Origin of the sequence: Gordonia aurantiaca (assembly GCF_039939235.1) — a bacterium.
GTDB lineage: Bacteria > Actinomycetota > Actinomycetes > Mycobacteriales > Mycobacteriaceae > Gordonia.
Genome location: NZ_JBDUUF010000011.1, coordinates 123,810 through 140,453, shown reverse-complemented (window position 1 = coordinate 140,453; position 16,644 = coordinate 123,810). Strand labels below are relative to the sequence as shown.

The following is a 16,644-nucleotide window of genomic DNA, read 5'->3' as shown; positions in this document are numbered from 1 at the left end:
GTCTAGATGTCGGTCTGGTCGTAGCCGGTGAGAACGGTGACACGCTGCCCGGTGTTGACCGCGCTCAGCGCCGAGATGAGTTCGGCCGGTTTGACACCCTTCTTCAACTGCGCCGTGTAGTACAGCTCGTTGAGCGCCCCGGCCCGCACCGCCTCGGTCGACACGAGCTCGAACTCCTTGCACTTGTCGATCAGCACGTCCTCGACGCGTGCGGTGAACTCCTGCTCCGGCGGGACCTGCACCTTCACCACCTGGCGCTGGACGTCGAGCTTGAACCAGTTGAACTTGCTCATCAGCACGATGACGAGACAGATCGCGATGGTGGCCGCGACCGCGAGCACGTAGAACCGCGTGCCGGTCGTCATGCCGATGGCCATCACCAGGAAGATGAACCCTACGTCACGGGTCTCCTTGATGGCGTTGCGGAATCGCACGACCGACAGTGCGCCGACAAGGGCGAAGGCACGCGCGATGTTGGAGCCGACCACGAGCATGACCAGCGAGATGACCATGCCGACGATCACGAGCGTCTGCACGTAGGACTGGCTGTAGGAGACGTTCCGGTGTGTGAACTTGTAGACCCAGCCGATGATCGACGACAATACGAACGACAGCGACAGCGCCACGACGATGTCGAGGGTCGTGAACGTGCCGCTCAGGTCTTGGAAATCGAAATTCATTGTCTTCTTTCAGTATTCACTAACCGGCGGGAGTCGAGGACGTGCCGAAGACGTCGTCGGGGACGCGGTCGTCGACATCCGGCGGCATGATCAGTTCGGGCGCACCGAGAATCAACCGCGGGGCGAGGCCGAACGCCTCGACCGACTGGCAGTACTTGGAGATCCGGACGACCGACATGTTCATCCGGGCCGTGAGGTCGGTGGCCCAATAGGGCACGCGCTCATTGGCCTTGAGCTCGACGATGGCCAGCCGCGGCGGGATCGTGAAGCGGTTCTGTGACCTCGACCCGAAGTAGAAGTCGCGGTCTCGGCCGTGGACCTTGTGGTCGATCGTGACGCGGAGCCCGAGGTCGGCGTCACGCCCCACGAACGCCTCCCGCAGATAACCGGTGGTCACGGTGGGACGCAGGTCGAGGTTGCCGACGAGGGTGGTCACCTCGTCGATGAAGGGACTCTGCGAGTGGTCACAGTCGATCTCCTTGCGCTCGTCGAGCCAGTTGCGGGCGACGCCGTAGGGCAGGGCGGTGCGTCGCTTCTGGGTGACCCGGTTGACCCGCTGCTTGATCTCGATCTGCACCGGGGTCTCCTCGGTGCACTCCGCCGGGTCCCCGTAGAGCCGCATCCGCAGCTTGCGGCGGAACCTCAGGCCCTCGATCTTCTCCCAGTAGAAGCGCAGGTCCGGGGTGTCGTAGTACAGCGAGGTCACCGGGTATCCGCCGTGCGGCGAGAACGGGTCGGTGTCCATCCGGGCCGCGAGCTCACGACGCAACTCCGGCACCCTCATCTCGTCGACGAAGTACTTGATCTCGTAGCGATTGAATGCGTGGAGCCTGCTGGCCGTCTCCTGGAAGCCCTGAGGTCGCGGTGTCGTGGGCGCGGCGTCGGGCTCCTCCGGCTCCTCGGCACGATCCCGCCGGAACCAGCTGGTGATGCCCACGGCACTCCCTTCTTCTCTCGAGACCCACGCCCGGCGTATCCCGGGCACGCGCCGACCCGACGCGTCGATGGCCACTGCAAGTAGATGGCCACTGCAAGTAGAACGGGTGAAGCTTCGGAGACGCTTCGGTGAACCTGGGAGGTTCCTGTACGTCGTCGCCGCGGCGTTCAGCGCATCGGCGTGCAATGTACAGCCGACCCCCCGGTGGTGTGGATGAGGGCACCAGGACCGAGGTCACGGCGTGTGGAAACCCGCTCGGGATCGGCTGATCGGCCCGCGTGACGCGACGGGCTGGTTCACTGAAACCGTGGCTCATTCGATCGAACTGTTACCGGACGAGGACTCCGATGCCTGGCTGCGACAGCGCTGGGCCGCACTCGCCGACGTGGGACTTTCGAGCGCGCAACGAATCCGATCGGCCACCAATCGGCCGCACGTGACCCTGCTCGCCGCCCGCCACATCGCGGCGTCGGCCGACGCGGCTCTGGCCCCGACCGCGCAGCGGCTGCCGCTGAAGGCGCTCATCGGCGCCCCGATCGTGTTCGGTCACGGGTCGCGGCACGTGCTCGCGCTGCTCGTCGTGCCGAACACGGAGTTGCTGTCGATCCACGCGCAGGTCGCCCGCACCGTCCGCGGTCACACGGTGCACCCGGACGACATCGCCGACGGCCTCGACGCACCGAGCACGTTCGACCACGTCGACCCTGGGGCGTGGACACCGCACATCACCCTCGCCCGGCACCTCACCTACCACCAGGTCGGCGAGGCACTGGCGACTCTCGAGTCGCTCGGCCGGCCCGACAAGCAGTGCACGTTCACCGCGGTACGTCGCTGGGACCCCGACGCGAAGACCGAACACGTCGTCGCCGGCCGCGCCTGCTGAGTTCGATAACTCGGATGACCGCACGCGGCTCGACGTTCCAGGACAGCTGACTCGCTACATCAGTCCGCGTCGAGTTCAAGATTCACATCGACGCCTTGCGTCTCCCACTCGCCATATGAGATACCGCTCGATTGATCCACCCACTCTTTGCGGCCATTCGCTGCACGGCCCGCGATTATCGCAGCTGCCGCACTCGGGCTCGCAAAGACATGGTCACGCGTGAACACCATCTTTGTTTCGTCGGCCGACCGCGCGATTGTTCCGTCCTGCTCTAAGCGAGCTCTGAGACTTCGATAGGCATGGCTCTCCGCACTCTTCCACGCCGAGCGAGCCCTCGATCCCTGGAGCACGGTGAACTCACCGTCGATTTCTCGAGCTTGGGCCTCTATCCCTTCCGACTTCACGAACATGGTGAATATCGGAGAGTCTCTTCGCGCATCTGTGCCTTCCGCACTCGGTACCGCAACTGCGGCCTCAGGAATCCGGAAAATGTTGACACCCAACACAGGCATGACGATCTTCGACTGCTCAATGAAGTACTCCATGTCGGACACATCGGCTTCCGGAAGATTCGGCAACGGAGGTGTGGTGCTGTTCTCCAGCCGCGCTCGCCCGGCTGCCCGCGCCAGACCGATGAGACGGCTTTCCAGGTAGCGTGCGTGCGCCTTGGTGAGATTCATGTCCTTGCTGGTCAAGACGATCGCCCTATCCCAGAAGTCTTTGCCCCCCTGGTCCTGCGAGCGCGCGTGCTGCCGCAGTCGATTCCCGACGTCATCTGCCTCACCGATGTAGGCCAATTGACGCCCAGTCCCCTGCGGGTCGTCGCCGAGAAGAACGTATAGGCCAGTGCGCCTGACTTCGGGTCTCTTCAGCAGATGTGCAAGATCCGACCGGGGAGCCGCTACCAGATGCCCGGTCCAGTTCATGATCTCAGCGGTCAACAACCCACCCGGACTTCCGTCTGCAAGGAAAAGCCGAACCGTCTTACCCACTGTCTTGCGAAGTCCTCCTGCTCGAGTCAAGTGAACCTATCCGGCGTCCGTACCCTAGCCTCGTTCGCTCCCCACAGACCGACGCACTCAGTCAGTGCCCATCTGGTCAGCCCGGTCCATGCAGTCAGCCCGCTCGTCCGCAGCTCCCTCGTCACGGACGCCTATCATCACTCCCATGCCCGCCACCCCGGACGAACACTCCGACGACGCTCCGGTCCGGCCGCCGCGCCTGCTCGGCGACGTGGATTCCGCGACCAGCGACCGTGCCAGCCGATGGTGGTGGGATCACGACGCGCACGCCTATCACGAGGAACACGGCGAGTTCCTGGGAACATACACCGGCGGCGGGGATTTCGTGTGGTGCCCGGAGGGCGTCCGCGAGGTCGAGGCCGGACTGCTGGGAGACATCGAGGGCCGCGTGGTGCTCGAGGTCGGCTGTGGTTCGGCGCCATGCGCCCGCTGGCTCACCGCGCACGGCGCGCACGCCGTCGGCATCGACATCTCCCGCCGCATGCTCGGCATCGGGCTCGACGCCATGGCCGCCGACGAGGTGCGCACCCCGCTGATCCAGGCGACCGCCGAGGCGCTGCCCTTCGCCGACGGGTCCTTCGACATCGCCTGCTCCGCGTTCGGCGCGATCCCGTTCGTCGCCGACTCGGCAGGCGTCATGGCGGAGGTCGCCCGCGTCCTCAAGCCCGGTGGCCGTTGGGTTTTCGCGGTCAACCACCCGATGCGCTGGATGTTCCCCGACGACCCGGGACCCGCGGGCCTCACGGTGACGATCCCCTACTTCAACCGCACCCCGTACACCGAGACCGACGACGACGGGACCATCACCTACGTCGAACACCACCGCACCATCGGCGACCGGGTCCGCGAACTCCGGGCGGCGGGGTTCATCCTCGACGACATCGTCGAACCCGAGTGGCCCGACGACCACGACCGCGAGTGGGGCCAGTGGAGTCCGTTCCGCGGCAAGTACTTCCCCGGAACCGCGATCTTCTGCAGCCACAAGCCGGGTTAGCCCGAACCCGCACGGACCCGAGCCCCACCAAGATCGCAGGGTCGAACCTGAATCGCGAGTTGTGGCCCGCGACGCTGCAGGTGAACTCGCGACTGTGGCGGCGGCCTCAGAGCAGCTTCGACAGGAACGACCGGGTCCGCTCCTCGCGCGGATCGGCCAGCAGCTCGCGGGGATCACCCTTCTCGACGACGACGCCGCCGTCCATGAAGACCAGCTGGTCGGCAACCTCGCGGGCGAAGCCCATCTCGTGGGTCACGACCATCATCGTCATCCCCGAATCGGCGAGCTCGCGCATCACCTTGAGCACGTCGCCGACGAGCTCGGGGTCGAGCGCCGAGGTCGGCTCGTCGAACAGCATCAGCTTCGGGTCCATGGCGAGGGCACGAGCGATCGCGACGCGCTGCTGCTGACCACCGGACAGCTGCGCCGGGTATGCGTCGGCGCGGTTGGCGAGACCGACACGCTCGAGCAGGTATTCGGCCCGTTCGACGGCCTCGGCACGCGACTTCTTCTTCACCAGGATCGGCGCCTCGATCACGTTCTCGAGCGCGGTTCGATGCGGGAAGAGATTGAAGTGCTGGAACACCATGCCGATGTCGCGGCGCTGCGCGGCGGCGTCTTTCGGGCTCAGCTCGTACAGCTTGCCGTGACGTTCGCGGTAGCCGATGAGATCGCCGTCGACGTAGAGTCGTCCGGCGTTGACGACCTCGAGGTGGTTGATGCACCGCAGGAACGTCGACTTGCCCGACCCCGACGGGCCGATCAGGCACGTCACCGTCCCGCGCGGCACCTCCAGCGAGATGCCCTTGAGGACCTGCACCGAGCCGAAGCTCTTGCACACCCGGTCGGCGAGGACCATCGGGGTGTCGGACGTCGATTGCGCGGAGCTCATGCGTTCTCTCCCCCGGTCGGACGGCCGGCACCCGGGGCGTCGGGGATGCCGGCGTCGGCCTTGCCCGCCTCCTCGGCGGCCATCGCCTTGAGCTGACGCGCGGTCAGCGCGCGCGTCGCCCCCTTGGCGTAGTAGCGCTCCAGATAGAACTGACCGATCATCAGGATGCTGGTGACGATCAGGTACCACGTCGACGCGACCATCAGCAGCGGGATCGGCTCGAAGTTGACGCCGGAGATGTCGCGCACGCGACCGTAGAGATCGAGCGTCAGCGGCACGGCCGCCACGAGGCTGGTGGTCTTGAGCATGGAGATCAGCTCGTTGCCGGTGGGCGGGATGATCACCCGCATCGCCTGCGGCAGCACGGTGCGGCGCATGGTCTGCGACCACGACATGCCGAGCGCGATCGACGCCTCGACCTGCCCCTCGCCCACCGACGACACACCGGCACGCACGATCTCGGCCATGTACGCCGCCTCGTTGAGTCCGAGACCGATGACCGCGAACAGGAATGCGGCGTTGAGGGTCTGGACGTCGATGTGCGCGAACTGGTGCACGAACGGGATGCCGAGGTCGATCTTCTTGTAGATCGCGGGGAACAGTCCCCAGAACACCAGCTGCACGTACACCGGGGTGCCGCGGAAGATCCACAGGTACACCCAGGCCGTGGAACGCAGTACCGGGTTCGGTGACAAGCGCATGACGGCGAGGACCACGCCGAGGACGATCGCGATGACCATCGAGAGCACGGTCAGCGCGAGGGTGTATCCCACGCCGGACAGCACGCGCTGGTCGAAGAGGTAACGCGCGTAGGTGCCCCACGCGTAGGCCTCGTTGGTGGCGGCGCCGTAGATGAACAGGGCCGCCAGCACGACGATGACGACCGCGGCGATCCACTGCCCGGGGTGGCGCAGCGGGACCGCCTTGATCGGTTCGGGTTCGCCGGTGACGGTGTCGGGATTCGGTGAGGTCATCTCAGCTCACCGCCGCCCCGTTGATGACGGAGACATCGATCATGCCCTCCTGCAGCCCCCAGTTGGCCGCGATCTCTTCGTACTGTCCGTTGTCCATCAGATACTGCACGGCTTTCTGCAGCGCGGGAGCCAGCGGTGAGCCCTTGCGCACCGCCCACCCGTAGGGCGCGGAATCGAACACCCCGCCGGCCGGTGTCAGTTTCCCGTTGGTCCGCTTGATCGCGTAGGCCGTGACCGGCGAGTCGGCCGACATCGCGTCCACGCGACCGAGGATGAGCGCGTTGACCGCCTCGTCCTGGCTGTCGAACTTCACCTTGTCGATCGGCTTTTTGCCCTTGGCCTTGCACTCGGCGCTCTTCGCCGGGATCTCGTCGGTGTCTTCATAGGTGGTGGTCTGCACCGCGACCCGCTTGCCGCACGCGTTGTCGGGGTCGATGTCCTCGTCGGAGTCGGCGGACTGCGCCCACTGCACGCCGGCGCTGTAGTAGGTCACGAAGTCGACCTGCTTCTCACGTTCGAGGGTGTCGGTGAACGACGACATGCCCACCTGATATGTCCCGGCCTGAACGGACGGGATGATCGTGTCGAACTGCGATTCCTTGTACACCGGGGTGAGGCCGAGCACCTTGGCGACGGCGTTCATGAGATCGACGTCGTAGCCGATGATCTTGCCGTCGGGCCCCTTGAACTCGTTGGGCTGATACGGCGTGTTCACGCCGATCACGAGTCGCCCGGTCTTCGCGATCTGCGGCGGGACGAGTGCCGCGATCTCGGGCACATTCTTCACGTCGACGTCGATCGGGGTCACCTGATTGGCGCGCTCACGCTCCTCGTTGTCGACGCAACCGGTGAGCGCGAGTGCGATCGCGACGACGAGAATCCCCCACAGCCGGGCCCTGCGCGCGATCGCACGTCCCGGCCGGCGCGCATACCGGTAGCCCTGCGTCGAGGCCCGTGTCACAACACATCCCTTCGTCCTCGGATCACCAGGTCGGACCAACCCACTGTAGTGGTCCGGGGTCCGACCGGCCGGGCACTCGGTCGTTCACGCACGTGCGCTCGCGCGTCACACGGCTCCGGTCCACCGGCTACGCGGGGTTCACCCGCCCGACGACGGCGTCGGCGAACTCGGCGGTCGACGACGTGCCGCCGAGGTCGGCGGTGGCGACCGACGACGCGAAGGTCTCGGCGATCGCGGTGTCGATGCGGTCCGCAGCGCGGATGAGCGCGGCGTCCTCGGTCATGATCCCGTACCGGCGGAGCCCGAGGGCCACCGAGATGATCATGGCGGCCGGGTTGGCGATGCCGCGCCCGGCGATGTCCGGCGCGGCGCCGTGCGAGGCCTGCGCCATCACCTGGGTCCGCGAGCAGTTCACCGAACCGGCGATGCCCAGCGACCCGGCGAGCTCACCGGTCAGGTCCGAGAGGATGTCGCCGAAGAGGTTCTCGGTGACGACGACGTCGAACTCGGCGGGGCGACGCACCAGCAGCGCCGCCATGGCGTCGACGTGTTTGTCGTCGACCTCGACGTCGGGGAATTCCGCGGCGACCTCGAGGCAGGTGTCGCGGAACAGGCCGGTGGTCATCCGCAACACGTTGGCCTTGTGCACTATCGTCACCCGGCCGAGCCGGCCCGCCCCGGCTCTCCGGGACGCGGCCCGTTCGCGGGCGGCCTCGAACGCGACCCGCGCGATCCGCTCCGACGCGGCGCGGGTCACGAGACCCACGGAGAGTGCGACATCGGGGGTGGGCATGAACTCGCCGCTGCCCACGGCCATGTTGCGGTCGGCATAGAGCCCCTCGGAGTTCTCGCGCACGATCACCACGTCGATGTCGGGCCTGGTCGCGGCGACCCCCGAGAACGCCCTGGCCGGGCGGATGTTGGCGAACAGGTCGTACCTGCCACGCAGGACCGCACCCGGCGTCGGGCTGCGCAGCTCGGGCGGATACGACGCCGAGTCATGCGGGCCGACCACGAACAACCCGAGACCGTCGAGGACCGAAAGGGTATCGTCCGGGACGGGAACACCGTGCGAGTCGATCGCAGACGAACCGAAAGGCAGTTCCTGCCAATCGATCTCGATCCCCTCGGCACGGGCGGCCGTGTCGGCGACCGCGATCGCCGCGGGAATGATCTCCGGACCGATCCCATCGCCGGTCAGGACGCCGATGCGTTGCCCGGATCGCGGTGGCGTCGACACCATCAGTGCGCTGCGTCGTCCCAGGAGCGACCGAACCCTACCGACACCTCGAGCGGCACCGACAGCGTGATGGCGTTGCCCATCTCCTCGCGCACCAGCTTCTCCACGGTCTCGCGTTCGCCGGGGGCGACCTCGACGACGAGTTCGTCGTGGACCTGGAGCAGCATGCGGGAGGCCAGTTTCTCGGCGGCGAGGCGCTTCTGGACGTTGATCATCGCGACCTTGATGATGTCGGCGGCGGTGCCCTGGATCGGCGCGTTGAGCGCCATCCGCTCGGCGGCCTGCCGGCGCTGCCAGTTGTCGCTGTTGAGGTCGGGCAGGTAACGGCGCCGGCCGAACAGGGTCGCGGTGTACTCGTTGCGGCGGGCCTCGGCGACGACGTTCTGCAGGTAGTCGCGAACGCCGCCGAACCGCGCGAAGTAGGCGTCCATCTGTTCCTTGGCCTCCTCGCGGCTGATCTTCAGTTGCGCGGCGAGGCCGAAGGCGCTCAGGCCGTAGGCGAGTCCGTACGACATCGCCTTGACCCGGTGACGCATCTCGGTGGTCACCTCGTCGATCGGCACCCCGAACGCCCGGGACCCGACGAAGTTGTGGAGGTCCTCACCGGTGTTGAAGGCCTCGATCAGACCCTCGTCCTCCGACAGGTGTGCCATGATGCGCATCTCGATCTGGCTGTAGTCGGCGGTCATCAGGCACTCGAAGGCGGTGCCCGTGGCCGGGTCGGTGCCGACGACGAACCCGCGCCGGATCTCGCGGCCGGCCTGCGTACGCACCGGGATGTTCTGCAGGTTCGGCTCGGTCGACGACAGGCGTCCGGTGGCGGCGATGGTCTGGTTGAACGTGGTGTGGATGCGGCCGTCGTCGGCAACCGACTTGAGCAGGCCGTCGACGGTCACCTTCAGTCGCGTCGCGTCGCGATGCTCGAGCAGGTGTGCGAGGAACGGGTGTTCGGTCTTCTCGTACAGCGACTGCAGCGCGTCGGCGTCGGTGGTGTAGCCGGTCTTGGTCTTCTTCGTCTTCGGCATGTCGAGCTTGTCGAAGAGGACCGCCTGCAGCTGTTTGGGTGACCCGAGGTTGATCTGCTCGCCGATGACCTCGTAGGCCGCCTCGGCCGCGGCCTTGATGCGGTCGTTGAACATCTGGGCGAGCGCGTTGAAGTGGTCGACGTCGACGGCGATGCCGGCCGCCTCGAGATCGGCGAGCACGAACGACAGCGGCAGCTCCATGTCGGTGAGCAGCGGCTTGGAGTCGATGCGTTCGAGTTCGGTGTCGAGGGTGTCGGCGAGCTCCTGCACCGCGCGTGCCTCGAGCATGTGCTGTTCGGCGACCTTGCCCTCGGTGTCGTCGTCGAGAAGCGACATCTGGCCGTCCCCGGCGCCGGTGTCGGCACGCAGCTCGCGACGCAGGTATCGCAGCGCGAGGTCGTCGAGATTGAAGGTCCGCTGGCCGGGACGCACGAGATACGCGGCGAGCGAGGTGTCGCTGGTGACGCCGTCGAGTTGCCAACCGCGCGAACGCAATGCGTGCACGGCCCACTTCGCCTCGTGGACCGCCTTGAGCGCTGTCGGATCGGCGAGCCAGTTCGCGAGCGCGGCGTCGTCCTCCGGGTCGAGCGTCGTGACGTCGATGTACGCCGACGCGCCGTCGGCCGCGGCGATGGCCAGACCGGCGGGGTCGGAGCCGACGACCACGTGCGGTGCCGTCACCGCCAGCCCGCTGCGTCCGGTACGGGCGTGCTCGTTCAGCCACGACGCCACTTCGCCGGCACCCAGGATCGAGCCGTCGAGATCGAAGCCCGCCTCGGCCTCGGGTTCGACGGAACTCAGCGTCGAGAACAAGCGGTCGCGCAGGACGCGGAACTCGAGGTCGTCGAAGAGCTGATGGATGCGGTCGCGGTCCCAGCCGACCATCGCCAGGTCGTCCGGACCGACGGGCAGGGACATGTCGCGGACGAGTTCGGTCAGCTGCCGGTTGGTCTGCACCGACGCCAGATGTGCGCGCAGCGCGTCGCCGACCTTGCCCTTGACCTCGTCGACGTGGTCGACGAGTGCGGCCAGCGAGCCGTACTCGCGGATCCACTTCGAGGCGGTCTTCTCCCCCACACCCGGGATGCCCGGCAGGTTGTCGCTGGGGTCGCCGCGCAGGGCGGCGTAGTCGGGGTACTGCGTCGGGGTGAGGCCGTACTTCTTCTCGACCTCCTCCGGGGTGAACCGGGTGAGGTCGGAGACGCCCTTGCGCGGGTAGAGCACGGTCGTCGACTCGTCGACGAGCTGCAGCGAGTCACGGTCGCCGGTCACGATGAGGACCTTGTAACCCTGTTCGCGGGCCTGGGTGGCCAGGGTCGCGATGATGTCGTCGGCCTCGTAGCCCTCCATCGCCAGCACGGTCACGCCGAGGGCGTCGAGGACCTCCTTGGTCAGGTCGACCTGCCCGTTGAACTCGTCCGGCGACTTGGACCGCTGCGCCTTGTACTCGGGGTACATCTCCGAGCGGAAGGTCTTGCGGGAGACGTCGAAGGCCGCCGCGATGTGGGTCGGCTCCTCGTCGCGCAACAGGTTGATGAGCATCGATGTGAAGCCGTAGACCGCGTTGGTGGTCTGGCCGGTGTGCGTCTTGAAGTTCTCGGCCGGAAGCGCGAAGAACGCCCGGTATGCGAGGGAATGCCCGTCGAGGAGCATGAGGACCGGTTGCCTGGCCTTGCCCTTGCTGCCGGTTCGGGTTGCTGCCGGGGAACTCTGCGCTGGACTCACGTCGCAGAGTCTAGTGATGTGTGCCGACAGCCGGACCCGCCCGCCCGAACCGCCAGGTGACCTGCGGACCGACGCCTCGTCCGCGCGATCTGCGGCTCAGCGCATCGGCCGGTACATCGTCCAGACCCTCGGCCCGTCGTCGGGCAGTTCGAACTCCTCGGTGACCTCGAAGCCGAACCGCTCGTACAGCGGTACGTTGCGGATGTTCGACGACTCGAGGTACGCCGAGCCGTCGATCTTCTCCAGGCGGTGCCGCAGCAGCGCCGAGCCGATGCCGGCCCCCTGGATCGGCGTGCCGACCTGCCCGAGGTACCAGTGCGGCTCCTTCGGGCGCCGCTTGGCGAATTCCTCCTCGAGCTTCTTGCCGAGGATGGCGCGCGACCCGAGCGCCCGGATGAACCCGACCGTCGACATGACCTGCGCCCATCCCGAGATCTTGTGGCCGGGCGGGTCCCAGGCCGATGCGCCGACCGGCTGACCGTCGCGGAGCGCGAGGTCGAAGGTCGCGTTCTCGCCGTGGCCACGACGGACCAGCGTGCGGAACATCGGCAGATGCCGCGACCGGTCCGGTTGCAGCCACACCACGACCGGGTCGTCGGCGAAGGCCTGTGCGAGAAGCGCACTGACCAGTTCGAGATCTCGTGTCTCGTTGATGACGACGGGGATCATGCGTCCAGCCTAAGGTCCGGTCCCCGTCCGTGACCGACATTCTCCGTTCGCCCCGCATCGACGCGGCGGGAACTGTAACTTCCGGGAAACGTCGTTGTCGCCACGTGGCGACACAGCTGCGGTTAAGGTCCCGCAAGGTGAACTCGCAGCGGCCTTTTCGGCCATCGCGGCGGGCTCACGCGCCGAGGACTTCATCCGTCCGGGTCGAAAGGGAGGTACCACCCTCGATGACTGAGCCTGACCAGCAGGCCCCGCCCGTGTCCGATGACCGCATCGACCCGTCGACCGTGTGTCGTCCCGACCAGCGCCCTGCTCGCCAGACCCGCTCCCCGGCACATCGAGTCGCGTCCGTCTCCCCCGCCCGCGCGGTCGGCGTCGCCGTGTTGTTGTTCCTCGTGACGACCCTCCTCGGCGGCCTGATCGGCGCCGCCGCCGAGGCGGCTCCCGACGAAGTGCGAGTCTTCGGCGTGTTGCGCAACGGCGACGAGAAGGTCGCGGATGTGAAGCTCGAGGCCAAGGACGCATCCGGGAACGTCGTCGGCACCGCGACCTCGTCGTCGACCGGCGCGTGGTCGATCAACGTACCGCCGGGGAAGTACACCATCGTCCTGGACACCGGGTCCCTCCCCGACGACGTCGAGGTGCAGAAGAACGAACTGCCCGTGGACATCAGCGGCGGAACGGCACGGCCGGTGATCTTCTCGTTCGGCGCCGTCCGCACGGGCAACGAGGTGTCGGCCGTCGCCGAACTCACCCGCTTGGCCATCGACGGCATCCGGTTCGGCCTGATCATCGCGATCACCGGCGTCGGGCTCAGCCTGATCTTCGGCACGACGGGCCTGACCAACTTCGCGCACGGCGAGCTCGTCACCCTGGGTGCGGTCATCGCGTGGGTGTTCAACGTGAAGGTCGGGTTGCACCTGATCCCCGCGACACTCCTGGCGATCGTGGTCGGCATCGGCATCGGCATGGCCAACGAGCTGGGACTGTGGAGACCGCTGCGGCGGCGCCGAACCGGCCTGATCGCCATGCTCGTCGTCTCCATCGGGCTCGCGCTGGTGATCCGCTACCTGATCCTGATCTTCTTCTCCGACCGGTCCGAGCCGTTCGACGACTACCAGGCGCAGAAGCAGATCGGCTCGGGGCCGTTCGCGATCACCCCGATCAACCTCGCATGCATCGCCATCTGCATCGTGGTGTTGGTCGGGGTCGCAGTGATGTTGCAGCGCACCAGGATCGGCAAGGCGATGCGCGCCGTCGCCGACAACAAGGACCTCGCCGAGTCGTCGGGCATCGACGTCGACCGGGTGATCCTGTTCGTCTGGGCGCTCGCCGGCGGTCTCGCGACCCTCGGCGGCGTCATGTTCGCGCTGTCCGAGCTCGGCGGGCGCGTGCAGTGGGAGATGGGCTTCAAGCTCCTGCTGTTGATGTTCGCCGGCATCACCCTGGGCGGTCTCGGCACCGCCTACGGCGCGCTGCTGGGCTGCCTCATCGTCGGTCTGCTGGTCCAGCTGTCGACCTACGTCCTCAGCCCCGACCTGAAATACATCGGCGGCCTGTTGATTCTGATCATCATCCTGACCATCCGGCCTCAGGGCATTCTCGGATCGCGAGCGAGGATCGGCTGACCCATGGACATCGTCTCGGCATTGCAGATCGCGGTGGCCCAGCTCATCGGACCGTCGGCGATCTTCTACGCACTCCTGGCCATCGGCCTCAACCTGCACTTCGGTTACGCCGGCCTGCTCAACTTCGGGCAGATCGCCTTCGCGCTTCTCGGCGGCTACGGCGTCGGCATCATGGCCGTCAACTACGACCAGCCGCTGTGGCTCGGCGCGATCGTCGGCGTCGCGGCGGCCGGCATGCTCGCGGTGGTGCTCGGTATCCCGACGCTCCGTCTGCGCGCGGACTACCTGGCGATCGTCACGATCGCCGCGTCGGAGATCCTGCGCCTGGTGTTCCGCTCGACGTCGACCGACGACTTCACCCACTCCACCAACGGCATCTACGGCTACGCGAGCGGGTTCTTCTCGATCAGCCCCTTCGACAACGGCAAACAATACTCGTTCCTCGGGGTGAAATTCCTCGGCGGCGACCTGTGGTCGATGGTGATCGGCTGGTCGGTCGTCCTCGTGCTGTGCCTCATGGTCTACCTGCTCGTGCACTCCCCCTGGGGCCGCGTGCTCAAGGCGGTGCGCGAGGACGAGGACGCGGCACGGTCGCTCGGCAAGAACGCCTACTTCTTCAAGATGCAGGCGCTGGTCCTCGGCGGGTGCATCGGCGGTCTCGCCGGCGTGTTCAACGCCCTTGCGACGCAGTCGATCAACCCGGACTTCTACTCCACGGCGCAGACCTTCTTCGCCTATGGCGCGCTGATCCTCGGCGGCGCCGCCACGGTGTTCGGACCGGTCGTCGGCGCGATGCTGTTCTGGTTCCTGCTGGCCATTCCCGACGCCCTGCTGCGTCAGGCGACGTCCGGCGACAACCCCATGCTGGACCTGTCGGCACAGCAGGTCGGCGCGATCCGCTACGTCCTGCTCGGTCTGGCGATCATCCTGATGATGGTGTTCCGACCTCAAGGACTCCTCGGCAACAAGAGGGAGGTGCAGCTCGATGCCTGACGACGGACGTCACTCCGCACACGACGACGAGTACCCGGCGCCTTCGTGCGGGACCACCGTCGACGAGACCGGCCCCGACATCGCCGGCACCCGGGCGACGCGCCGCGAGCTCACCTCGCTGTCGGCGAACGACCGGTCGACACTGTTCGCCGGCGTCGACCCGATCCCCGGCTCGGCCAAGCCCGATCCGATCATCGTGGTGGACAGCATCTCTCGCACGTTCGGCGGCATCAAGGCGGTGCAGGTCGACCACCTGGAGATCCAGCGCGGCGCCATCACCGGCCTGATCGGCCCCAACGGCGCCGGAAAGACGACGTTCTTCAACCTGATCACCGGCTTCGACAGGCCGGACTCGGGGACGTGGTCGCTCAACGGCGAGCCGCTGGGCCGCATGGTGCCCCATCAGGTCGCGCGATGCGGCATGGTGCGCACCTTCCAGCTGACCAAGGCGCTGTCGAAGATGACGGTGCTCGACAACGTGAGGCTCGGGGCGACCGGGCAGCGCGGCGAGCACTTCCTGTCCGCCGTGGCGCCGTGGACGTGGCGCAGGCAGGAGGCCGAGATCACCGAGCGCGCACACGAGCTGCTACGCCGGTTCAAGCTCGACGCCAAGGCCGACGATTTCGCGGGATCACTCTCCGGAGGCCAGCGCAAGCTGCTCGAGATGGCGCGGGCGCTCATGACCGATCCCGAGATCGTGATGCTCGACGAGCCGATGGCCGGCGTGAATCCCGCGCTCACCCAGAGCCTGCTCGAGCACATCAAGTCATTGCGTGACGAGGGCGTCACCGTCGTGTTCGTCGAGCACGACATGGACGTCATCCGCGACATCAGCGACTGGGTCGTCGTGATGGCACAGGGCCAGATCATCGCCGAGTCGCTGCCGGAGAACCTCGGTGACAACGAGGCCGTCGTCGACGCCTACCTCGGCGGTCACCACGACATGGCGCTGGAATTCGACGACCGGGGCCGACCCGTCGGCGCCACCGCGGTGCTCGCCGAACAGGTCGAGGCGGCGATCGAGCAGACCATCGAGGAGGGCGGCGACCTCTCGGAGCCGGTCATCGACCTGCCGCCGGTCACCGATGACGCTTCCGGCGGCATGAACCCCGAGAAGATCGACACCGAGAAGATCGACACCGCGAAGATCGACACCGCGAAGATCGACACCGAGAAGAAGGGCGAGCGATGAGCACTGGACCGAGCGCCGAGTCGCTGACGCCCGCGCAGCTCGCGGCAACCCCGGAGGAGCACCGGAAGCGCGCCGTCGACGCGCTCATGCGCGCCGACGACATCACCGCCGGCTACCTGCCCGGCATCAACATCCTCACCGAGTGCAACTTCTACCTCGACGAGGGCGAGATCGTCGGCATCATCGGCCCCAACGGCGCCGGGAAGTCGACCCTGCTGAAGACCCTGTTCGGGTTGATCCCGGTGCGCACGGGCAAGGTCACCCTCCGCGGCGACGACATCACCGCGGCCAAGGCCCACGTCCTCGTCGACAAAGGCGTGGGATACGTGCCACAGACGCAGAACGTGTTCCAGGCGTTGACCATCGAGGAGAACCTCGAGATGGGCGTGTACCTGCGCCCGAAGACCTTCGCCCAGCGGTTCGAGTTCGTCTCCGAGCTCTTCCCGCTGCTGGCCGAGCGCCGAAAGGTCAAGGCCGGGGCACTGTCCGGAGGCGAGCGGCAGATGGTCGCGATGGGCCGGGCGCTGATGATGGACCCGGCGGTGCTGCTGCTCGACGAGCCGTCGGCGGGACTGTCCCCGATGTTCCAGGACGAGGTGTTCATCCGCTGCAAGGCGATCAACGCCGCCGGCGTCTCGATCATCATGGTCGAGCAGAACGCGCGCCGCTGCCTCCAGATCTGCGATCGCGGTTACGTTCTCGACCAGGGCCGCAACGCCTACACCGACACGGGCGCCAACCTCGCGAAGGACCCGAAGATCGTCGAACTCTACCTCGGCACGCTCGCGGGCAGATCCGAGAAGAACAGGTAGTCGCACACCGATCCCGT

General features: G+C 67.0%; 15 protein-coding genes. 6 read left to right on the top strand and 9 right to left on the bottom strand.

Features of this window, described 5'->3' with window-relative positions; genetic code table 11:
- Positions 1–2 precede the first annotated feature (2 nt).
- Together ABFT43_RS19360 and ABFT43_RS19355 are read right to left on the bottom strand one after the other, a co-directional pair.
- Positions 3–680, bottom strand: a complete 678-nt coding sequence (locus tag ABFT43_RS19360) for a DUF4956 domain-containing protein (protein ID WP_109239250.1) — start codon at positions 678–680, stop codon at positions 3–5.
- Positions 681–699: 19 nt separating this feature from the next.
- On the bottom strand, positions 700–1,617 hold the full coding sequence (locus ABFT43_RS19355; protein WP_457590187.1) for a VTC domain-containing protein: 918 nt from the start codon (positions 1,615–1,617) through the stop codon (positions 700–702).
- 307 nt (positions 1,618–1,924) lie between these two features.
- On the opposite strand from ABFT43_RS19355, the gene ABFT43_RS19350 reads away from it, so the two are divergent.
- A complete protein-coding gene (locus tag ABFT43_RS19350; RefSeq protein WP_347961915.1) occupies positions 1,925–2,500 on the top strand; it encodes a 2'-5' RNA ligase family protein in 576 nt (191 codons plus the stop codon).
- A gap of 59 nt (positions 2,501–2,559) precedes the next feature.
- On the opposite strand, the gene ABFT43_RS19345 is transcribed toward ABFT43_RS19350, so the two are convergent.
- Positions 2,560–3,441, bottom strand: a complete 882-nt coding sequence (locus ABFT43_RS19345) for a GIY-YIG nuclease family protein (protein WP_347961914.1) — start codon at positions 3,439–3,441, stop codon at positions 2,560–2,562.
- 226 nt (positions 3,442–3,667) lie between these two features.
- Here ABFT43_RS19345 and ABFT43_RS19340 point away from each other — a divergent pair, with 226 nt between their 5' ends.
- Positions 3,668–4,516 carry a class I SAM-dependent methyltransferase gene (locus ABFT43_RS19340; protein ID WP_347961913.1) on the top strand — a complete coding sequence of 283 codons (849 nt, stop codon included), beginning with the start codon at positions 3,668–3,670 and terminating at the stop codon, positions 4,514–4,516.
- Positions 4,517–4,622: 106 nt separating this feature from the next.
- Here the strand turns inward: ABFT43_RS19340 and ABFT43_RS19335 are convergent, their stop codons facing one another.
- The 6 genes from ABFT43_RS19335 to ABFT43_RS19310 all read right to left on the bottom strand — a co-directional run bounded on the left by ABFT43_RS19335 (position 4,623) and on the right by ABFT43_RS19310 (position 12,002).
- The gene (locus ABFT43_RS19335) at positions 4,623–5,375 is read right to left on the bottom strand and encodes an amino acid ABC transporter ATP-binding protein (protein ID WP_457590189.1); all 753 of its coding nucleotides are present in this window, start codon (positions 5,373–5,375) and stop codon (positions 4,623–4,625) included.
- Between the two features lie 29 nt (positions 5,376–5,404).
- Positions 5,405–6,382, bottom strand: coding sequence for an amino acid ABC transporter permease (locus tag ABFT43_RS19330; protein WP_347961911.1), 978 nt, complete (start codon positions 6,380–6,382; stop codon positions 5,405–5,407).
- A gap of 1 nt (position 6,383) precedes the next feature.
- On the bottom strand, positions 6,384–7,343 hold the full coding sequence (locus ABFT43_RS19325; protein WP_457590186.1) for an ABC transporter substrate-binding protein: 960 nt from the start codon (positions 7,341–7,343) through the stop codon (positions 6,384–6,386).
- Positions 7,344–7,470: 127 nt separating this feature from the next.
- Positions 7,471–8,586 (bottom strand): isocitrate/isopropylmalate dehydrogenase family protein, encoded by a 1,116-nt coding sequence (locus ABFT43_RS19320; protein WP_347961910.1) that lies wholly within the window; start codon positions 8,584–8,586, stop codon positions 7,471–7,473.
- Positions 8,586–11,333 (bottom strand): DNA polymerase I, encoded by a 2,748-nt coding sequence (gene polA / locus ABFT43_RS19315; protein WP_347961909.1) that lies wholly within the window; start codon positions 11,331–11,333, stop codon positions 8,586–8,588. Before polA ends, ABFT43_RS19320 begins: the two co-directional genes overlap by 1 nt.
- Before the next feature lie 96 nt (positions 11,334–11,429).
- Positions 11,430–12,002, bottom strand: a complete 573-nt coding sequence (locus ABFT43_RS19310) for a GNAT family N-acetyltransferase (protein WP_347961908.1) — start codon at positions 12,000–12,002, stop codon at positions 11,430–11,432.
- 227 nt (positions 12,003–12,229) lie between these two features.
- On the opposite strand from ABFT43_RS19310, the gene ABFT43_RS19305 reads away from it, so the two are divergent.
- From ABFT43_RS19305 to ABFT43_RS19290, 4 genes are read left to right on the top strand one after another with little or no spacing between them, the layout of a single operon-like run.
- Complete coding sequence (locus ABFT43_RS19305; protein WP_347961907.1) at positions 12,230–13,630, top strand: branched-chain amino acid ABC transporter permease; 1,401 nt, start codon at positions 12,230–12,232, stop codon at positions 13,628–13,630.
- 3 nt (positions 13,631–13,633) lie between these two features.
- Positions 13,634–14,623, top strand: coding sequence for a branched-chain amino acid ABC transporter permease (locus tag ABFT43_RS19300; RefSeq protein WP_347961906.1), 990 nt, complete (start codon positions 13,634–13,636; stop codon positions 14,621–14,623).
- Entirely contained in the window at positions 14,616–15,815 is a 1,200-nt protein-coding gene (locus ABFT43_RS19295; protein WP_347961905.1) for an ABC transporter ATP-binding protein, read from the top strand. Before ABFT43_RS19300 ends, ABFT43_RS19295 begins: the two co-directional genes overlap by 8 nt.
- Complete coding sequence (locus tag ABFT43_RS19290; protein WP_347961904.1) at positions 15,812–16,627, top strand: ABC transporter ATP-binding protein; 816 nt, start codon at positions 15,812–15,814, stop codon at positions 16,625–16,627. The genes ABFT43_RS19295 and ABFT43_RS19290 overlap by 4 nt, the downstream gene beginning before the upstream one ends.
- Positions 16,628–16,644: the final 17 nt, after the last annotated feature.

What these genes read in the sequence shown, in the direction of transcription:
- ABFT43_RS19360 (WP_109239250.1), bottom strand. Translation starts at nt 680, where the DNA reads ATGAATTTCGATTTCCAAGACCTGAGCGGCACGTTCACGACCCTCGAC.
- ABFT43_RS19340 (WP_347961913.1), top strand. Translation starts at nt 3,668, where the DNA reads ATGCCCGCCACCCCGGACGAACACTCCGACGACGCTCCGGTCCGGCCG.
- ABFT43_RS19335 (WP_457590189.1), bottom strand. Translation starts at nt 5,375, where the DNA reads ATGGTCCTCGCCGACCGGGTGTGCAAGAGCTTCGGCTCGGTGCAGGTC.
- ABFT43_RS19330 (WP_347961911.1), bottom strand. Translation starts at nt 6,382, where the DNA reads ATGACCTCACCGAATCCCGACACCGTCACCGGCGAACCCGAACCGATC.
- ABFT43_RS19320 (WP_347961910.1), bottom strand. Translation starts at nt 8,586, where the DNA reads ATGGTGTCGACGCCACCGCGATCCGGGCAACGCATCGGCGTCCTGACC.
- ABFT43_RS19310 (WP_347961908.1), bottom strand. Translation starts at nt 12,002, where the DNA reads ATGATCCCCGTCGTCATCAACGAGACACGAGATCTCGAACTGGTCAGT.
- ABFT43_RS19305 (WP_347961907.1), top strand. Translation starts at nt 12,230, where the DNA reads ATGACTGAGCCTGACCAGCAGGCCCCGCCCGTGTCCGATGACCGCATC.
- ABFT43_RS19300 (WP_347961906.1), top strand. Translation starts at nt 13,634, where the DNA reads ATGGACATCGTCTCGGCATTGCAGATCGCGGTGGCCCAGCTCATCGGA.
- ABFT43_RS19295 (WP_347961905.1), top strand. Translation starts at nt 14,616, where the DNA reads ATGCCTGACGACGGACGTCACTCCGCACACGACGACGAGTACCCGGCG.
- ABFT43_RS19290 (WP_347961904.1), top strand. Translation starts at nt 15,812, where the DNA reads ATGAGCACTGGACCGAGCGCCGAGTCGCTGACGCCCGCGCAGCTCGCG.